General features: G+C 42.8%; 19 protein-coding genes and 1 pseudogene. 7 read left to right on the top strand and 13 right to left on the bottom strand.

What is annotated here, in order from left to right; genetic code table 11:
• Window positions 1-334 precede the first annotated feature (334 nt).
• The 5 genes from iadA to CYP05_RS07270 form a co-directional block, all read right to left on the bottom strand.
• Window positions 335-1477, bottom strand: a complete 1143-nt coding sequence (iadA, locus tag CYP05_RS07290) for a beta-aspartyl-peptidase (RefSeq protein WP_103642468.1) — start codon at window positions 1475-1477, stop codon at window positions 335-337.
• Window positions 1478-1487: 10 nt separating this feature from the next.
• Window positions 1488-1697 carry an acetyltransferase gene (locus CYP05_RS07285; RefSeq protein WP_103642467.1) on the bottom strand — a complete coding sequence of 70 codons (210 nt, stop codon included), beginning with the start codon at window positions 1695-1697 and terminating at the stop codon, window positions 1488-1490.
• The gene (locus CYP05_RS07280) at window positions 1687-2406 is read right to left on the bottom strand and encodes a polyphenol oxidase family protein (RefSeq protein ID WP_103642466.1); all 720 of its coding nucleotides are present in this window, start codon (window positions 2404-2406) and stop codon (window positions 1687-1689) included. The genes CYP05_RS07285 and CYP05_RS07280 overlap by 11 nt, the downstream gene beginning before the upstream one ends.
• A 10-nt stretch (window positions 2407-2416) precedes the next feature.
• Entirely contained in the window at window positions 2417-3031 is a 615-nt protein-coding gene (locus CYP05_RS07275; RefSeq protein WP_103642465.1) for a riboflavin synthase, read from the bottom strand.
• A 103-nt stretch (window positions 3032-3134) separates the two neighbouring features.
• Complete coding sequence (locus CYP05_RS07270; protein ID WP_103642464.1) at window positions 3135-4043, bottom strand: AraC family transcriptional regulator; 909 nt, start codon at window positions 4041-4043, stop codon at window positions 3135-3137.
• Window positions 4044-4235: 192 nt separating this feature from the next.
• Here CYP05_RS07270 and CYP05_RS07265 point away from each other — a divergent pair, with 192 nt between their 5' ends.
• From CYP05_RS07265 to CYP05_RS07250, 4 genes and pseudogenes are all read left to right on the top strand, one after another.
• Window positions 4236-5318, top strand: a complete 1083-nt coding sequence (locus CYP05_RS07265) for an alpha/beta hydrolase (RefSeq protein WP_103642463.1) — start codon at window positions 4236-4238, stop codon at window positions 5316-5318.
• Between the two features lie 54 nt (window positions 5319-5372).
• Window positions 5373-6224 (top strand): annotated as a pseudogene (locus tag CYP05_RS07260) (aldo/keto reductase).
• Between the two features lie 146 nt (window positions 6225-6370).
• A complete protein-coding gene (locus CYP05_RS07255; RefSeq protein WP_103642462.1) occupies window positions 6371-6940 on the top strand; it encodes a flavodoxin in 570 nt (189 codons plus the stop codon).
• 118 nt (window positions 6941-7058) lie between these two features.
• Window positions 7059-7514, top strand: a complete 456-nt coding sequence (locus tag CYP05_RS07250) for a cupin domain-containing protein (RefSeq protein WP_103642461.1) — start codon at window positions 7059-7061, stop codon at window positions 7512-7514.
• A gap of 295 nt (window positions 7515-7809) precedes the next feature.
• Here the strand turns inward: CYP05_RS07250 and CYP05_RS10070 are convergent, their stop codons facing one another.
• The 8 genes from CYP05_RS10070 to gpmI form a co-directional block, all read right to left on the bottom strand.
• Window positions 7810-8034: a hypothetical protein gene (locus CYP05_RS10070; protein ID WP_219809360.1), complete on the bottom strand. Its 225-nt coding sequence runs from the start codon at window positions 8032-8034 to the stop codon at window positions 7810-7812.
• A 510-nt stretch (window positions 8035-8544) separates the two neighbouring features.
• The gene (locus tag CYP05_RS07240) at window positions 8545-9387 is read right to left on the bottom strand and encodes a YwqG family protein (protein ID WP_103642460.1); all 843 of its coding nucleotides are present in this window, start codon (window positions 9385-9387) and stop codon (window positions 8545-8547) included.
• Between the two features lie 11 nt (window positions 9388-9398).
• Entirely contained in the window at window positions 9399-10253 is an 855-nt protein-coding gene (locus tag CYP05_RS07235) for a CbrC family protein (RefSeq protein WP_103642459.1), read from the bottom strand.
• A gap of 204 nt (window positions 10254-10457) precedes the next feature.
• Window positions 10458-11393 carry an acetyl-CoA carboxylase carboxyl transferase subunit alpha gene (gene accA, locus CYP05_RS07230; protein ID WP_103642458.1) on the bottom strand — a complete coding sequence of 312 codons (936 nt, stop codon included), beginning with the start codon at window positions 11391-11393 and terminating at the stop codon, window positions 10458-10460.
• A gap of 1 nt (window position 11394) precedes the next feature.
• A complete protein-coding gene (locus CYP05_RS07225; RefSeq protein WP_103642457.1) occupies window positions 11395-12606 on the bottom strand; it encodes a beta-ketoacyl-ACP synthase II in 1212 nt (403 codons plus the stop codon).
• 34 nt (window positions 12607-12640) lie between these two features.
• Window positions 12641-12874, bottom strand: a complete 234-nt coding sequence (acpP, locus tag CYP05_RS07220) for an acyl carrier protein (RefSeq protein ID WP_002941395.1) — start codon at window positions 12872-12874, stop codon at window positions 12641-12643.
• An 86-nt stretch (window positions 12875-12960) separates the two neighbouring features.
• Window positions 12961-13704 carry a 3-oxoacyl-ACP reductase FabG gene (gene fabG, locus CYP05_RS07215; protein ID WP_021083753.1) on the bottom strand — a complete coding sequence of 248 codons (744 nt, stop codon included), beginning with the start codon at window positions 13702-13704 and terminating at the stop codon, window positions 12961-12963.
• A gap of 36 nt (window positions 13705-13740) precedes the next feature.
• The gene (gene gpmI / locus CYP05_RS07210; RefSeq protein WP_103642456.1) at window positions 13741-15204 is read right to left on the bottom strand and encodes a 2,3-bisphosphoglycerate-independent phosphoglycerate mutase; all 1464 of its coding nucleotides are present in this window, start codon (window positions 15202-15204) and stop codon (window positions 13741-13743) included.
• A 79-nt stretch (window positions 15205-15283) separates the two neighbouring features.
• On the opposite strand from gpmI, the gene mraY reads away from it, so the two are divergent.
• The 3 genes from mraY to murD are packed head-to-tail and all read left to right on the top strand — an operon-like array spanning window position 15284 to window position 18088.
• Complete coding sequence (mraY, locus tag CYP05_RS07205) at window positions 15284-16348, top strand: phospho-N-acetylmuramoyl-pentapeptide-transferase (protein ID WP_103642455.1); 1065 nt, start codon at window positions 15284-15286, stop codon at window positions 16346-16348.
• Window positions 16349-16351: 3 nt separating this feature from the next.
• A complete protein-coding gene (locus CYP05_RS07200; RefSeq protein ID WP_103642454.1) occupies window positions 16352-16867 on the top strand; it encodes a hypothetical protein in 516 nt (171 codons plus the stop codon).
• Between the two features lie 3 nt (window positions 16868-16870).
• Window positions 16871-18088, top strand: a complete 1218-nt coding sequence (murD, locus tag CYP05_RS07195) for a UDP-N-acetylmuramoyl-L-alanine--D-glutamate ligase (protein ID WP_103642453.1) — start codon at window positions 16871-16873, stop codon at window positions 18086-18088.
• Window positions 18089-18110: the final 22 nt, after the last annotated feature.

The raw sequence follows: 18110 nt of genomic DNA, 5'->3' as shown, positions 1-18110 counted from the left end.
ATGAAACATAGTGTTAGTGTGGTACTAGTAATGAAAAGATAGTATAGTCACACAGGATTGTGAAATAGACATTATATTTTTTTTTTTTTTTTTTTCAAGGAGAAAACGGCATAAGAGATCTAGTGCGGGCTCCTGGGCTCGGAGATGTGTATAAGAGACCTTCCTTTTTTTTTTTAGTGGATAATTTTCCCCCCCCCCCCCGCTTAAATCATGCTTAAATGAAGTTAATAAAATATTTAAAAAGTGGATTATTAAATTTTAAGAAGAAAAGTAAAGCAAAACGAGCACTTTGATATATAAAAGGTATAGCTATTTTACTATACCTTTAAGGATATTAATTTTCAAAAAAGCCTTTTTTAACGACCTTTTCGTCTTTAACGCAAAACTCACCTTTTGCGATCACGTCATATAAATTTAGCTCCTCGTCAAAGACACAAAAATCAGCGTCATTGCCAACTTTTATCTCGCCTTTTTGGCTTAAATTTAGATATCTCGCCACGTTTTTGCTCATCAAAGCTAAAGTGTCTTCTATCTTTAAAATTTTATTTCTCACCAAAGCTTGCAATACCTCTAAATTTGATGCACATGACGCACAGCCATATCCGATAAGCTCGCCATTTTCGTTAAATTTAGGCACGCTGCCGTTTCCGTCTGAGCTCATCGTTAGACGCTCTAAATTTAGCCCATTTTCAAGGCCATAAGCCACCACCTCATGAAGCGGGGCAAATTTACTTCCGCCGCTCGTGATATCGATGTTTCCGCCCATTTTTTGAAATTTCAAAGCCTCGTTAAACAGGTCTTTCGTCCTAGCGCAGTGTGTCGGCGAGAAGTAATGAACTGGGAATTCATAGTCTTTTATCACCTTAAAGACGTTGTCAAATTTCTCGCTTAGTCCGCCCATGTGCATGTGAAGCACGCCACCTTTTTTAGAGACCATGCCGCCTATGCGTATCTTGCTTAGGATCTTAATGAGCTCCTCTTTTGAGACGTAGCTGCCGCGGTTGTCGGTCAGTGCGATCTTTACGCCGATCACTTTGTCGATTAGTATGAGGTCCTTTGCGATGTTGCCGGTAAATGTCACACAGGGGCTTGCGTATGAGCCAGTGTGGATAAAGGTCGAGATGCCCTCAAACTCGAGCGCTTTTGCTTTCGAGTAGAGATTTTCCAAGCTTCTAGTGACACCATCAGTCCCCAAAACGCCAACAAGCGTCGTAGTGCCATACTTTACGATCTGGCTAAGCGTGATCTCAGGCGTTCTTGAGTGATATCCAGCCTCGCCGCCACCACCCGTGATATGCACGTGCTGATCAATGAGACCTGGAGCTAAAACCTTACCCTTTAGGTCGTAAACGCTAAGCCCTTCTATGCTAAAGCTTAGCCCCTCGCCGATGGCTAAAATTTTACCACCACCTACCAAAACATCGCGCTTGCCAAGAAATTTTGGCGTGTATAGATTAGCATTTTTAAGCAAAAGCATATTTTCTCCTTTATTTGCTAAGTTGTACTTTTTCTTCTATCTCCATCAGTTTTATAAAAATTTGCTCGATATTTTCCCTATCCACGGCGCTTAGCTCCATCTTTTTTGAGTTAAGTAGCATCTGCACAAACTCTTCATTCATAAGCTGCTCAAAGCCCAAATTTCTAGCGTTTTGAGCTATTTTTGCCGCTAGCGGATTTTTAAAGCTCTCATATCCCATTTTTATCCTTAAATTTCACTGCAAATCCGCAAAATCTACCGCACACGCCGTCTCTTCGGTAGGAAAAATATATCTCGTCGCAGTGCGTGCAGACCTCGCTAAAGTTTAAATTTCTAACCCCAAGTGCGCTAAATTCATCTCTCAAGGCCGCGTTCATATCAAAATTTCTACCTATCTTATATGCGTTAAATTCCCCAAGATCAAGCTCGCCCACCTCGTAGCAGCCGCCTTTTATATTTGCTCCGACAAAGACGCTGATGTCGCCCGCTCTTGAGCCAAATTTCTCGCCCATAAGCATAACGGCTTTTGTGCAAATTTTTAGCATCACGCCAGCTCTTCCTGCATGAGCCACGCAGATAGCGCCCTGCCTCTCATCTATCATCACGACTGGCGAGCAGTCCGCCACCAAAACGCAGATGCCAACATCACTTAAATTTGTGATCACAGCGTCGCACTCTGGCAGCTCGTCCTCCTCGTTTTCAAGGACAAAAACCTTGTCCGAGTGGATCTGCCTCATAAATTTAAGCTGCCTAACGCCCAATTTTTTAGCCAAAATTTCTCTATTTTTTATGACATCTTTTGGCTCATCACCCACGTGATCGCCCAAATTTAGCGAGCTAAATTTAGCTTCACTTACGCCGCCAAGCCTGTTTGTAAAGCCAGCCACTATGCCATTTTTATCAAAAACGATATCTAAATTTTCACGCATCTTCGCTCGCTTAGTAGAGGCTTGAAATTCTCTCGACCTCGTCCCAGCTAAGGCCGCCATTTTGCTTAGCTTCAAGCATCCTAGCCACGTAGCGAGCCAGCAGGTCGCTCTCGATATTTACGCGTCTGCCGACCTTGAAAGTGCCAAAAAGACTATCTCTAAATGTGATCGGTATGATGGTTAGCCTTATGCCATTTGGCAAAATTTCATTTATCGTAAGGCTCACGCCCTCAACGCCCACCGAGCCCTTGTTTGCCATCAGAGCCATCGCCTCACGTGGCAGGTCGATGTAGAAATCAACGCCGTTTTCATGTTTTTTTATAGCTGAGATCACGCCGATAAAGTCGATGTGTCCTTGCATCAAATGCCCATCCACGCGCTCTCCAAGCTTCATCGCTGGCTCGATATGTACTAAGCCACTTAAATTTTCAACTGCGACATTTGCCCTGCTCTCTGCGCTTAGCTCCACGCTAAAGCCATCATCGTATAGTTTTATGACGCTTAAGCAAGCGCCATTTACTGCGATGCTGTCGCCTAAATTTGGGCGAAATTTAGCCCTTATTCGTAAAACATTTTGCGAGTAGCTAATGACCTCGGCAAGCTCCCTGATTAAGCCATTAAACATATTTTGCCTTTAAATTTTTTAAGGATTTTACTAAATTTTGCCTAAATTTGGCGCATGGATAGATTTGCTAGTTTTGTGAAATTTAAGCCACACCAAAATAAATTTATGACGCCACACCAGAGCGTAAAATTTCGCTATGAACTTTAGGCGGCATGCCAAACATCCTTGCGTATTCGCGGCTAAACTGCGACGCGCTCTCGTATCCTACATCAAATGCTGCCTGCGCAACGCCGATATTTTTATTTACGAGCAGGTTTTTGGCCTCTTCCAGGCGGATCTTTTTTTGAAAGGCTACTGGGCTTAGCGAAGTTACGATTTTGAAGTTATGATATAGCGAAGACTCGCTCATATCGCACTCTCTAGCGACATCTTTCATATTTAGTTTTTGCGAAAACTCGTTTTTTATCTTTGCTACGGCTCGTGAAATTTTATTTGAAACGCTGCCTTGCATCGCAAATTTACTTAAAAAATAGCCGCTTTTATCGTTTGTTACGAGCGTGTAAAGTATCTCTTTTTTAGCAAGCTCTGAGAGGAATTTGACCTTCTCTTTCGGTTTTTCTAGCAGCCAGACAAACCTCAAAACAGGCTCTAAAATCTCATCCGTTAGCTCGCCAAAGAATATACCTTTTTCGCTTTTTTGCAAGCTCTGCTCTTTTACGTCCACGCCTTTTAGCACTTCATAGACCTCATCTAGGCTAAATTTAATGCAAAGCGAGATGTAGGGCTTCTCTTTTGAGGCGTCTGTTAGGCTTACATTTAAGGGCACATGAGTAGAGGCTAGCGCGTAGGTTCGCTCGTCATATCCATACATCTCATCGCCAAAGCCTATCGCCTTTGCTCCTTGCAGTATTATGCACAAAGACGGCTCATAAACCGTGCTAATAAAATCATGCGTTTTATCGCTGATATAAAAGTTAAGCGAGTCAATGTCGCTGCGCTCTAAGCAGTTTACGCCGCATCTATCTAATAAAAACTCTTTTGTCTGCTCTTTTAGTAAATTTACATCAGCCATTTTTGCGCCTCCAAACTAAATTTTGCAAAATTATACAATTTTTTAGAAATTTTGCAGGATTAGGCATGAAATTTAGAGGATCGTTCTAACGTAAAATTTATGATACAGATATAATGCACTACAACAAAAGGGTATGCGAGACAAGTAAAATCCAAAGCTCGCCAAAATATCAAAAAACTTAAAGGAGAAGAGATGAATCTTAAGAAATTTGCGGCGACGCTTGTAGCGTCAAGTTTTATTTTAGGAGGCAATGCAATGGCTAGCACAAACGTAGCAAAATCACCGCTAGAGGCGGTATCGATGGTAAGCGAGTGGGACAAAGTTTTCGCTAAAAGCGATAAGGTAGATCACAAGAAAGTTAAATTTAAAAATCGTTACGGTGTTGAGATAGTAGGCGATCTTTATACGCCTAAAAATTTGCATGGCAAAGCAGCTGCGATCGCAGTTAGCGGACCTTTTGGCGCAGTCAAAGAGCAATCAAGCGGCCTTTACGCCCAAACTTTAGCCGAGCGCGGCATTATCACGCTTGCCTTTGATCCAAGCTACACCGGAGAGAGCGGCGGCGAGCCAAGAAATTTAGCAAGCCCAGAGATAAACACTGATGATTTTAGCGCGGCGGTGGATTTTCTAGGCACCCAGAGCAATATAGACCGAGATAAAATCGGCATTTTAGGCGTATGCGGCTGGGGCGGTTTTGCTCTAAATGCAGCTCTAGCAGACCCTCGCATAAAAGCGGTTGCGACCAGCACGATGTATGATATGACGCGAGTGATGGCAAAAGGCTACAACGATAGTGTGGGCGCCGATGAGAGATATGAAACCAAAAAGAAGCTAGCCGAGCAACGCTGGCTCGATCTCCAAAATGGCAAACCAGCATATACGGGTGCGATAAATGTTGATCCAAAAAAGATAGACGCGAGCACGCCGCAGTTTGTCGCTCAGTATGCGGACTATTACCGCACGCCACGCGGCTATCACAAACGCTCTGTAAATTCAAACAGCGGTGAGAGCGGCTGGATAGTTACAAATCCTATCTCGTTTATAAATATGCCAATCCTTGCCTACGCAAGCGAGATGAGAACTCCAACCCTTATCGTAGCCGGCGAGAAAGCGCACTCAAGATACTTTAGCGAGGACGCCTTTAAATCTCTTGGCAACAAGAATAAAGAGCTAGTTATCGTCCCTGGCGCTGTGCACACAGATCTGTATGACAATAAAAATAACAAGATCCCATACGATAAATTTGAGGAATTTTTCAAAGCAAATTTGAAATAAACCGCTGCCCCTGCACCTTGCGGGGGAAATTTATAAATATACAAAGGAGCAAAAATGCAGTATTTAACCTTAAACGATGGCAATAAAATGCCTATTTTAGGATATGGAGTCTATCAAGTAGAGCCAGCAGAGGCTCAAAGATGTGTAGAGGACGCTATTAGCGTGGGTTACCGCCTCATCGACACCGCGCAGGCTTATCAAAACGAAGAGGGTGTTGGCGCGGCTGTTAAAACAGCTCTATCTGGCGGCGTCAAGCGAGAGGAGCTATTTATCACCACAAAGCTTTGGATCAGCGACGCAGGCGAAGAAAAAGCGCTAAAAGCCTTTGATGCGTCGATGAAAAAGCTGGGACTTGACTATCTTGATCTCTATCTTATCCATCAGCCATATGGCGATATCTACGGCTCATGGTGAGCGATGAAGCGCCTAAAAGACGAAGGCCGTGTTCGCTCTATCGGAGTTAGCAACTTTTACGCTGATCGCGTGGTAGATCTTTGTGAAAACAGCGGCGTCATCCCTGCGGTAAATCAGCTCGAGTGCCATCCATTTTTTCAGCGTGAATCCCTAAAGCGCGTGCTTGATGGCTACGGCATAACATTTGAGTCGTGGGCTAGCTTTGCTGAGGGTAAAAACGATATATTTAAAAACGCCGTGCTAAGCGGTATCGGTGAAAAATATGGCAAAAGTGCAGCTCAGGTGATTTTACGCTGGTTAATTGAACGCGGTATCGTCGTCATCCCAAAAAGCGTAAAAATAGAGAGGATGAGACAAAATTTTGACGTCTTCGACTTTACTCTTTCGCCTGAAGATATGGCTACGATCGCTACACTTGATGCGGATAAGACACTATTTTTCGACCACAGAGACGAGAGCAAAGTAAAATGGCTCATAAACTGGATGAAGTAAAATTTAAAACAATAAATTTGACTTATCCTAGCCTTTGTAGGCGCTAAAAACAGCTTATGCAGCTACGCAAATTTTGGTCATGTATTTAGCTAGCTAGATGAGCACTCAAATTTTGGCAAGAATAGATGAGATAAAGGAAAAGCAACATGAAAGAACTAAGCAAGATAATGGCTAAAACGCTTGCTGTGTGTTCATTTGCAGCAGATGAAAGTGCAGCGAAAAAGAGCAAATTTGAGCCAGAAAAAACGCTTGTGGTATATTTTTCAGCAGGCGGCAACACAGCTAGAGCGGCAAATTTAATAGCACAAAATTTAGGCGCCAAAGCGGTTGAACTAAAGCCTGTGCAGCCCTACACGAACGCGGATCTAAACTACAACGATCCAAAAAGTAGAGTTAGCCGCGAGCATGATGATGGCTCACTTAGAAGCGTGCCTTTAACTAACGCTAAGATCCCTGACTGGGAGAGCTACGATGTCGTTTTTGTAGGCTATCCGATCTGGTGGGATATTGCAGCTTGGCCAGTTGAGGAGTTTATAAAAAACAACGATTTTAGCGGCAAAAAGGTGATCGCTTTTTGCACCGTTTATAGCTCTGGGCTTGGAAATAGCGATAAAAATTTAGCTAAAAAAGCAAACGGCAGTGAGTGGTTAGCTGGAAAGTCTTTTGGCGAGAGAGCAAGTGAAAAAGAGATAAAAGAGTGGCTCGTGAAATTTTAGGCGGCTTTTGCATTTTGGCTTTGAATTTGTCATTAAATTTTACAGTCATATAGTAAAGGTCTTAAAAATTTAAGCACAGTGGCGTGCTAAATCGCAAAAAATAAACAAGGGAGAAGAGATGCAAGAAGCGCAAGTTTTGGTTAAAAAAGAAGATCTCGCCGTCTATGACAAGGTGAGCGATAAAATTTTTGCAGGCGGTCTGCCAAAAGTCACGATGCTTTTTAGTGCGACACCTTATGCAAACGCAGGAGCAGCGCTAGTGCATTTTCCGCGTGGAGTTCGCACGGCGTGGCATACACATCCCGCAGGTCAAAATTTGATCGTAACAAAGGGTAAAATTTACACTGGCACGGCAGACGGCACCTTGCAAATCGCTAGTGCTGGCGACGTAGTGCTCTGCCCGCCTAACATCAAGCACTGGCACGGAGCCGGAGTGCAAGAAGATGGCGAGCATATCGCAGTGACCTTTGAAAAGGACAGCAAAAACGTAACATGGCTGGAGCATCTAAGTGAGGACGAATACAAAAATTTGATCAAAAAAGCGGACGAGCTACAAAAGATAGATAAACCTTAAAGTAGCGGAGGCGGCTAAATTTAGCCTTTAACCGTAAAACATTTTACCTAATTTTGGGCATTGATGGGCTTATTTATTTTAAAAAAGAAAAGATAAATTTAAAGCTTTGATGGGCAAAAATACTAGCAAAAATTTAGCCTCAAGCCACTCATTTAATGTAGCTTATTTTATAAATTTAAATCAAATTTGCAATCTTAATGAGCCAATTTGCCAGCTCTTTTGGCTTTGCAATCATCGAAAGATACCCGCTATTAAGCTCTTTTGTCTTTGCATTTATCTGCTTTACAAAACGCTGCTACACCTCATGCGCCAAGGCGTGATCGTTTTTAGTTAGGAGATAAAAAGATGGCTTTTTACGCCAAGCAGCATCGCCTATCTTATCGCCAAATGCAGCTGCATTCATAGGTGTTTGAAGTGCTGCTAAAACGAGGCTTGCTAGCAGGTCATTTGCCATCACATCCGCAAACGCCTCAGCTGGTAAGAATATCTCGACATTTGCGTCTGGACTAAGACCTTTCATCGGCGCATTTTGCCGCTCAAGCGCCTCAGTAGCGCACTCGCCGTTATCAGTATGGTAGCCGAGGGATAGACAAGAGCAGCGACATTTTCGTGAGTACCTGCATCAGTGATCGGCACGCCCCCAAGAGTGCCCAACTAGCAGGCTCTTGCCCTGAATTCTCTCAAGTGTGCGCTTAAGCGTCTAAGCGTCTGCTGCAAGCGAAGTTAGCGAATTTTGCACGGCAACGGCGTTAATGTCAGCTTCTTGCAAGTGGAGGATCACCTCAGCATAGCAAGACCCATCGGCAAATGCGCCATGAATTAAAACGATATTTTTTAATCATCTTTTTTTAAATTTGTTTGGTTTTGACCTTTTGCGGACGATGTGTGAGCAAAAGTAGGCAAAATAGCACTTGCTGCAAGCAAAGCAGTCATGGCAATAAGTGCCTGCGTGATGAAATTTTAGGCATAAATCCCTTTAAAAGGATTGCCAATGATACAAAAAACAAGCGATCTTAATAAATTTTTATATTTAACTCGTCTGCAAAACTAGCCACGTCTTACTAAAGTCGCGCGCCGCCAGGTCGTCCCTCTTTATCCACAGATAAACTCTGCCCTCTCCGTCCCAGTCCATGTCGCTATCCCAGTCGCTATCTATCTGCAAAAGCAGTTGCCACTGGGTGGCATTTTTCTCAAAATCCGCGATATTTGGGTGGTGATAAGCGCTACCATCGCCGCAATCAAGGCCGTTTGCCACGAGCTCGCACTCTAGCTCCATGCCGTCTTGAATGTTGTCAGAGTGACCAAGAAGCTTGTTTTCTTTAGCCTGCCAGCTTGGCTCGATGACCTCGTGATAAGCCTCCCACTCCTCCTCGCTAAATTTGCCAAATGGCACGAGCGAGCTTTGCAAACTCGGCAAATTTAGCTCGTTTTTAAAGCTAAGAGAGCGTGCGCCAAATATGAAATTTCCGCTATCCACGTTTTGGCGAGTAAGCTGGTCTTGAGCTGCCTCACTAAAGATCACGGCAAAGCCCTTTTTATCAGCAGGGTCGTAGCCCCAAATGCGTAAATTTATATCATAAAAAAGATAGAGCATGCCACTTTTTGGCAAAAGTCCGTCGGTGTCAAATTTGCTAACTTCAGCAAAATTTATCTGCGCCACAAAGCTAAGCGCGCCGTTTTCATTTGAGGGCCAAGGCATGCTAGCTGGTAGATCTGGTTGCCCACCAAATTTAGACGCTCCAACAGCGATATCACCGTCATATTTAGCCTGCGTATCTATCTTTATAGCATTTTTGGCCATTGGCTTTAAAAACTCAAAAAGCCCCTCCAGACCGCGCTCTTTGCAGCCTTTTACAATTTCATTTAGATCCATATTTTTCCTTTCTAGCAAGCATCAATGTAGATGTGATACTTTTTGCAGTGTAAGCAGCGAAACAAATACCCAGCAAAGTTGCCGCCCGCCACGAGCATCTCGCGCGCCATTTTCACGTCATACTTATCCCTTTTTGTGTAGTCATCAAAAACCTCGTCTGCGATGCCGAGCTCCTCAAGCTCCTTTGTGCCCACATCGCCTAAAAATGCGCAATAATCATCACAGCACACCACCCAGTGTTCGCCCTGCCAGCTCTCATAGCCAGGTGTTCTTCTAAAAAGCTCATCATCTTTTTTGGCGTCATCCGTGGCAAGCTTGTCGGCGTCTTGCACAAATGTAGCGTCAAATTTCTTAGCAGCTGCGCCATTTGCAATGCAAGCTGGGCAAAGATAGGTGACGTCTTGCTCGCTATAGATGCCATTATCATAGTAAATTTCAGTGGTTTCGCCGCAGCACTCGCAGGTGACACTCATATCATCTTTAAATGCGCCAGTTTTTAATGGCTCTGGGTGATAGCGAAATTTTGACAAGGTGGCAGCCTTTGCCTTTTGGGCTAAAATTTGCTCTTTGCTCTTTGGCCTTGGCACCGCCCATTTGTCGCCCTTATCCACAAACTGCGCAAGGTAGCCAAGCGTTTTTAGTTGCTTTTTGTCGTTTCTATCGTGTATCTTTAAAAGTAGCTCATAAGCGCTCTTTTGCATAGACAAAAGCTGATAAATATCTACTAAAACGTGTTTTGCCTGCGGCTCCTCGCTTGCTTCAAGCTCTTCTTTAAACTGATACAAAGCCTCTACGCTCGCCGCATTGCCGTTATTTTTGTAGTAATCTTTTGAAAGATTTATATATTTTTCTTGAAATTTATCCACAAATGACCTTTGTTTAAATTTGCTAAGAATTTTAGCTTTAAACACTTAAAAGTTGCATAGATGACTTATTAAAATTTAAAAGAGTGGGATAAAAATATAAAATTGTTTAATTTTTAAAATTTAAAAAAAGTATATTAAATTTAGCGTAAAGGAGAGTCGCAAGCAAATTTACTTAAACTTTTAACTCACTTGCGACTATAAATTTTACTCTTCATAAGCCCCGATAGAGAGGATTTTGTTTATTCTTTTTGCGACAAGCTCGTTTATATCAAGCTTCTCAATCTCGGCTAGCTCAGAGATGAAGTAGTTTGCAAGTGCTTTTGCAGCACCATCTTTATCTCTATGAGCTCCATTTATCGGCTCGTTTATCACGTCATCTATAAGCGATAAATTTTTTAAGTCATCAGCCGTTATCTTCATAGATTTTGTAGCTTGCTCTTGTTTAGCTGGGTCGTTCCAAAGTATCGCTGCACAACCCTCTGGCGAGATGACTGAAAAGACAGAGTTTTTCATCATGGCAAGTCTATCAGCCACACCAATAGCTAAAGCACCGCCACTTCCGCCTTCGCCGATAACGACAGCTATTATTGGAGTTTTTAAATTTGCAAATTCAAATAAATTTCTAGCTATGGCCTCGCTTTGACCTCGCTCTTCAGCGCCAACACCAGGATATGCGCCCGGAGTGTCTATCAAAAATAAGATAGGTAGGTTAAATTTCTCAGCCAATTTTGCTACGCGTAAAGCCTTTCGGTAACCCTCTGGATGAGGCATACCAAAATTTCTTTTTAGTTTATTTTTAGTGCCACGACCTTTTTGCTCGCCTATAACGACAGCCTTTTTGCCTCCGATATAACCGATGTAGCAAACTATTGCTGGGTCGTCGCGAAATGCCCTGTCGCCATGGATCTCATAGCCATCAACTAAAAATGAATTTATATAATCAATAGCGTATGGCCTATCTGGGTGACGAGCAAGTTGTAAACGTTGATATTCGTTTAAATTTTTATATACTTTTGATATCTCTTTAGATAGGTTCTTATTTAAAATTTCAACAGCATGTTCATCGCCTCTGATCTTAGCATTTGCTATATCTTCATCAATCTGCTTTATGCTCTTTTCAAAATCTAAATAATTTGACATCTTAATCCAACTTTTTAAATATCACGACGCCGTTTGTTCCGCCAAAGCCAAATGAGTTGCTCATAACAGCTTTTATATCAGCTTTTCTAGCTTTATTTGGAACGTAGTCTAGATCACAGTCTGGATCTGGCGTTTCGTAGTTTATCGTTGGAGGGATGATGCCATCTCTCATTGCCATTATAGATATGACAGCTTCGATCGCACCAGCACCGCCCAAGCAGTGTCCAGTCTGACCTTTAGTTGAACTAACTGGTGGGCACTTATCACCAAAAACAGCCTTTAATGCAGCTGTCTCATTTTTATCATTTACTGGTGTTGAAGTACCATGCGCATTGACATAGTCTATCTTTACGCCTTTTGCCATATCAAGTGCTTGCTTCATCGCGCTTAATGGACCTTCAAGTGTTGGTGATGTGATGTGGTGTGCGTCTCCACTCTCACCAAAGCCAACTACTTCAGCGTAAATTTTAGCGCCTCTTGCAATAGCTGACTCATACTCTTCAAGCACAAGTGCGCCAGCGCCTTCGCCCATTACAAAGCCATCGCGGTTTGCATCAAATGGCCTTGATGCCTTACTTGGCTCATCATTTCTAGTTGATAGCGCTTTCATCGCTGCAAAACCACCTATGCCAACACCACAGATAGTTGATTCGGCGCCGATAACTAGCATATTTGTCGCTTGACCGATCATTATGCATTTTGCAGCTTGTGATATCGCATGAGTGCTTGCTGCACAAGCTGTTACGCTTGATAAATTTGGACCTTTTAGTCCGTGGTTTATTGAAACTATGCCACCTAGCATATTTACAAGTGCAGATGGGATGAAAAATGGCGAAATTCTCTTTACGCCTTTTTCAAAATATGTGATTGAGTTTTTCTCAATATTTGGCAAACCACCTATGCCAGCAGCTGAACTAACGCCAAATTTATGAGCATCAAACTCCTTAAAATTTGCATCAGCTATAGCCTCGTTAGATGCTTTTATGCCAAGCTGTATGAAACGATCTACTTTTTTCACCTCTTTGCCGTCTAAAATGCTATTTGGATCAAAATCAGTTATCTCGGCAGCAATTTTAACAGGGAATTCGCTTACATCAAAGCTCGTGATCTCTTTCACACCTGTCTTACCCTCGCAAATAGCCTTAAAAGAGCTCTCTTTATCAAGACCAAGTGCGTTTATCATGCCAATACCAGTTACAACGACTCGTTTCAATACATCTCCTTAAATCAAACTATGCAAATTTAAATTATTTGCCTAGTTTTTCTATATAATTTACAACGTCTTGAATGCTTACTAATTTCTCTGCTTCGCTATCAGGAATTTCTACTTCAAATTTCTCTTCTAAAGCCATAACTAGCTCTACAACGTCAAGTGAATCAGCGCCTAAATCTTCGATGATTTTAGACTCTAGTTTTACCGCTTGTGGATCTACGCTTAGTTGCTCTACAACTACGTCTCTTACGTCTTCAAATACTGCCATTTAAGGTCTCCTTATAAAAAATGTCTGTTATCTTATAATATTTACGCTTTTATTTATTTTAAATTTCAAAACTTGTTGAAATTTCATTACATATAAAGTCCACCGTTTATTTTTAGCGTCTCGCCAGTCACGTAGCTTGCGTGATCACTTAGTAAAAATGCAACCGCCTCAGCCACCTCACTAGCACTGCCAAAGCGTTTTAGCGGGATATTATCGCTATAAGTTTTTTTCACCTCATCACTTAGCCCATGCGTCATATCAGTCTCGATAAAGCCCGGAGTTACGCTGTTAAAGCGGATATTTCTACTTGCGCCCTCTTTTGCAAAGCTCTTGCTCATAGCGATTAGTCCGCCCTTGCTGGCTGAATAATTCACCTGTCCTGCATTTCCCATCTCACCAACGATAGATGCGACGTTTACGACCGCTCCAAAGCGCTTTTTACTCATCACTTTTAAAGCCTCTCTACATCCTATGAAAGCTGAAGTTAAATTTGCATTTATCACATCTGTAAATTCGCTAGTTTTCATGCGAAGCGCTAGCTTGTCATTTGTGATTCCAGCGTTATTTACGAGGTAGCTTAGCTCGCCGTCGCTATCGACTATCAAATTTATACCTTTTATAAACTCATCTTCGTCTGTTGCGTCAAATTTTATCACAGCAGCCTTGCCGCCATTTTGCTCGATCTCAGCTTGCAAAGCGTCTGCTATCTCAGGCTTTGAGCGGTAGTTTATCCACACTTTTAAGCCCATATTTGCAAGCGTCTTTGCGATCTGTGCGCCGATACCTCTGCTTGCACCTGTTATTAGCACGTTTTTTCCGCTAAATTTCATAGATTCTCCTTATAAATTTTGCTTATATTATCAAATTTAAAATAACGCCTCGTCCATTTCAGCTGGGATTTTAAGCCCCATGAGCTTTAAAACGCTAGGCGCGATGTTGTTTAGGCCGCCATTTTTTAGCTCTTTTACACCATCAGCCATCACAAAGCAAAAGACATCATAAGTCGTGTGGTTTGTCAGTAGCTCGCCGCTGCTATCACGCATCTCTTCGCAGTTTCCGTGATCGCTCGTGATGATCATAGCGTAGTTTTTCTCTTTTGCCTTGGCATAAATTTCTCCAAGAGCCCTATCCACCGCTTCGACTGCCTTGATAGCAGCCTCATAGTTGCCAGTGTGCCCCACCATATCGCCATTTGCGAAATTTACCACGATAAAGTCTTGCTCGTCATCCATGCCCTTTAGCACGGCTTTGCAAACCTCAGCAGCGCTCATCTCTGGCTTTTCGTCGTAGGTTTTTACTTTTGGACTAGGGATGAGCACCCTCGTTTCGTTGCTAGCTAGCTCCTCGACGCCGCCATTAAAGAAAAATGTTACGTGGGCGTATTTTTCAGTCTCAGCCGTGTGAAGCTGCCTTAGTCCAGCGGTCGCTATGACCTCGCTTAGGGTGTTTTTTATCTTTTCATTTTTAAAGAGCACTTCAAATTTAAAATTTGCGTCGTATTCGGTCATGGTGATTAGATTTTTGATAGCAAAAGGGCGCTCAAACTCACTAAATTTCTCTTCACCCAAAGCCTGGCAAATCTCTCTTGCTCTATCATTTCTAAAATTTATTACGATCACGCCGTCATCTTTGCCTATGCCCTTAAAGCCATTAAAGCTTGCTGGCTTTACAAACTCGTCTGTCACGCCCTCATCGTAGCTTTTTTGTAGATACTCGCTTGGCGTTAAGCTGCATAAATTTGCTCCCTTTATCAAGCTATCATAGGCCTCTTTTACGCGCTCCCAGCGTTTATCTCTATCCATCGCGTAAAATCTGCCACAAACGGTCGCTACCTTAAATTTAGCCTCCAAGCTTTTTATAAAATTTAGACCGCTATTTGGACTAACGTCGCGTCCGTCGGTGATAGCGTGGGCAAAAACTTCGCAGCCACTTTTGCTAGCAAGCTCGCACATGCCATCAAAATGCTCCATGTGAGAGTGCACGCCGCCGTCGCTATAAAGCCCTATAACGTGGATCTTTTTGCACTTTTTAAAAAGAGCTTTTAGCGCTTCATTTTCTGCTACTGAGCCATCAGCAAAGCCACGTGAAATTTTGACCAAATTTTGATACAAAACTCGACCGCTTCCTATACACATGTGCCCTACTTCGCTGTTTCCCATCTGCCCTTCAGGTAGTCCCACAGCGTTTCCAGAGGTTTTTATGAGTGAGTTTGGAATTTCTTTAAAAAATTTATCGTAGTTTGGCTTTTTGGCCGCCTCAAATGCGTTAAATTTGCCATTTTTGTTTGATCCAATGCCATCAGTTATTATAAGTATAGTTTTTTGAGCCATTTTTAAATTTTATCCTTAAATTTAGATAATTTTTAAGGCCATTATACTAAAATTGCTTTTTTTTAAAATAAAGGCTCCTATGTTTTACTATATCTATGAAATTTTAAATTTTAATATCTTTCAGTATATCACCGTTCGCGCTGGCATCGCGTTTTTCATATCATTTATCTTGACAGCTTATCTGATGCCTAAATTTATCGCTTGGGCAAAGGCAAAAAACGCCGCCCAGCCTATCTATGAACTTGCCCCGCAAACTCACCAAAAAAAGGCTAAAACGCCAACCATGGGCGGACTTGTCTTTGTCTTTACAGCCGTGATCGCTACGATCATCTGCGCAAGGCTTGATAACGCTTTCGTGCTAGCATCGCTCTTTTGCCTAGTTTGCTTCACTCTGCTTGGCTACAAGGATGACTACAGCAAAATTTTAGGTGCAAAAAACCACGCCGGCCTAAGCCCAAAGGCAAAGCTCTTTTTTCAGTTTCTCATAGCCTTTTTGCTCGCAGCATTTCTCTACTTTAGCAAGGAGCTAAACACCGAGTTTTACCTGCCGTTTTACAAGCAGCCGATCTTTGATATGAAAATTTTTGCCATTTTATTTTGGACGCTAGTCATCGTCGCAGCCTCAAATGCGGTAAATTTAACAGACGGACTTGACGGACTTGCCGCCGTGCCATCGATATTTTCGCTTCTGACACTTGGCGTTTTTGCCTACATCTGCGGCCACGCTGTCTTTAGCTCGTACCTACTTTTACCAAAGATCGCAGGCGTTGGCGAGAGCGTCGTCGTAGCCTCTGCGCTAATTGGCTCACTCATGGGCTTTTTGTGGTTTAACTGCCATCCAGCTGAAGTCTTTATGGGCGATAGTGGCAGCCTAAGCGTTGGCGCATATATCGGCTTTATGGGTGTTGCGACCAAAAACGAAATTTTACTCATCATCATTGGTCTTATCTTTGTCGTTGAAACCCTAAGCGTCATCTTACAGGTGGGCAGCTTTAAAATTTTTAAACGCAGAATTTTCTTAATGGCGCCTATACATCACCATTTTGAGATAAAGGGCTGGGCGGAAAATAAGATCATCGTGCGCTTTTGGATCATCGCGCTTTTGGCAAATTTGATCGCACTGACCGCGCTAAAGATCAGGTAGATCATGCGAGCGCAGATAGAGCCTGACTTTGAGAGTGCTAGAAAAAAATATGATGAAATTTTGGAGCAAATTTTAGCCTACACCGACTATTGCGACGAATTTGGCGATGAGGACGGCGAAGAGTACCGCAAAGTAACCGATCGTCTAGCCAAGATAAGCGGCAAGGATATGAGTAAATTTAGCCTGCACGAGTGGTGGGAGGCCGAGGGCGCTGAAAATCTCGCCTTTGATATCGCTTTGCCAGAGCCAAAAGTGGTGCCTGATATAACAAAAGACGAGCTTAGCGAGATCGTAGAGCGTATGTTGGCGCCTGTGCCTGAATTTGATGATGATTTTTTAGAGGCATTTTACGCAAGAGTGACATTTGCTTGCAAAGGTGCATATTTTGCAGAGTTTTTGAAGCTAAATTTTGCCCAAACATTTAGCTTTGAGCTCTTTGAGCGCCACGAGATAGAGGGCGTGATGCGTGAGCTTAGCGCTAACGAGATAGTAGAAATTTTATGGGGCAAAAGAGGATAAAACATGAGAAAATCACTATTTGGCTATGGTGGCACGACAAAGGCGATCGCTAAAAACTTCGTAAATGACGGACTTTGGGACATCTACGATGATAAATTTAGTGAAGCTTCAAAGGATGAGTTTGGCAATGCTCTTTTGCCAGTTGGCGAATTTGACCCAGCAAAAAGCGGCCTAGAGATACCAAGCCCAGGCATCCCGCCTCACCACGAGCTTGTCAAAAAAGCTAAAAATTTGATTAGCGAATATGACTATTTTTATGAAATTTACAAGGCGCATTTGCCATTTAACGTCTGGATAAGCGGCACAAACGGCAAGACGACGACCACAAAGATGATGCAGCACCTGCTAGAGAGCAAAGGCTCAGTGATGGGCGGAAACGTCGGCATCGCGCTAGCAAATTTAAACCCACACGCTAAAATTTGGATACTTGAGACTAGCTCATTTACGCTGCACTACACAAAGCGCGCAACGCCTGGCATCTACGTGCTTTTGCCGATCACTCCAGATCATCTAAGCTGGCATGGCAACATGAGCGAGTACGAAAAAGCCAAGCTTAAGCCGCTTGCTAGCATGAGCGAAACAAGCGTAGCTATCGTGCCTGAAATTTACGCTAAAACGCCTACTAAGGCCAAAGTGATCGCCTATAAAGATGAGAGCGACTTGGCTCGTTTTTGCGGCGTAAATTTAGGCGATATAGCCTTTAAAACGCCGTTTTTACTTGACGCGCTACTGGCACTTGCGGTGGAGAAAATTTTATTTGACCGCTGCGATGTGGGGCTTTTAAACACCTTTGTTATTGAAGCAAATAAGCTCGAAGAATTTACTGATAAGATGGGTCGAACCTGGGTAAATGACACAAAAGCGACCAACATAGATGCGAGCATTCAGGCCGTAAAGCGCTACAAAGATCACTTCATGCACCTAATCTTAGGTGGCGACGACAAGGGCGTTAGTATGGATGAGCTATTTGAAAATTTAAAGGGCCTTAAAGTCAAAATTTACGCCATCGGCTCAAACAGTGACAAGCTTATGAATTTAGCTGATAAATTTAACGTCCCCGCCCTAAAATGCGACTTTTTACAAAACGCTGTAAATGAGATAAGCAAAGAGCTAAAAAAAGGCGAGATAGCGCTTCTAAGCCCAGCAGCTGCGAGCCTTGATCAGTTTAAGAGCTACGCAGAGCGAGGAGATAAATTTAAAGAGTTTATAAGGGCTCTTTGATAGCTTTTAAAAAAATCACTCT

The organism is Campylobacter concisus (assembly GCF_002913545.1).
GTDB classification, from domain to species: domain Bacteria; phylum Campylobacterota; class Campylobacteria; order Campylobacterales; family Campylobacteraceae; genus Campylobacter_A; species Campylobacter_A concisus_AV.
The sequence above is the reverse complement of the archived record's forward strand: the minus strand, read 5'-3'. Positions and strand labels throughout refer to the sequence as shown.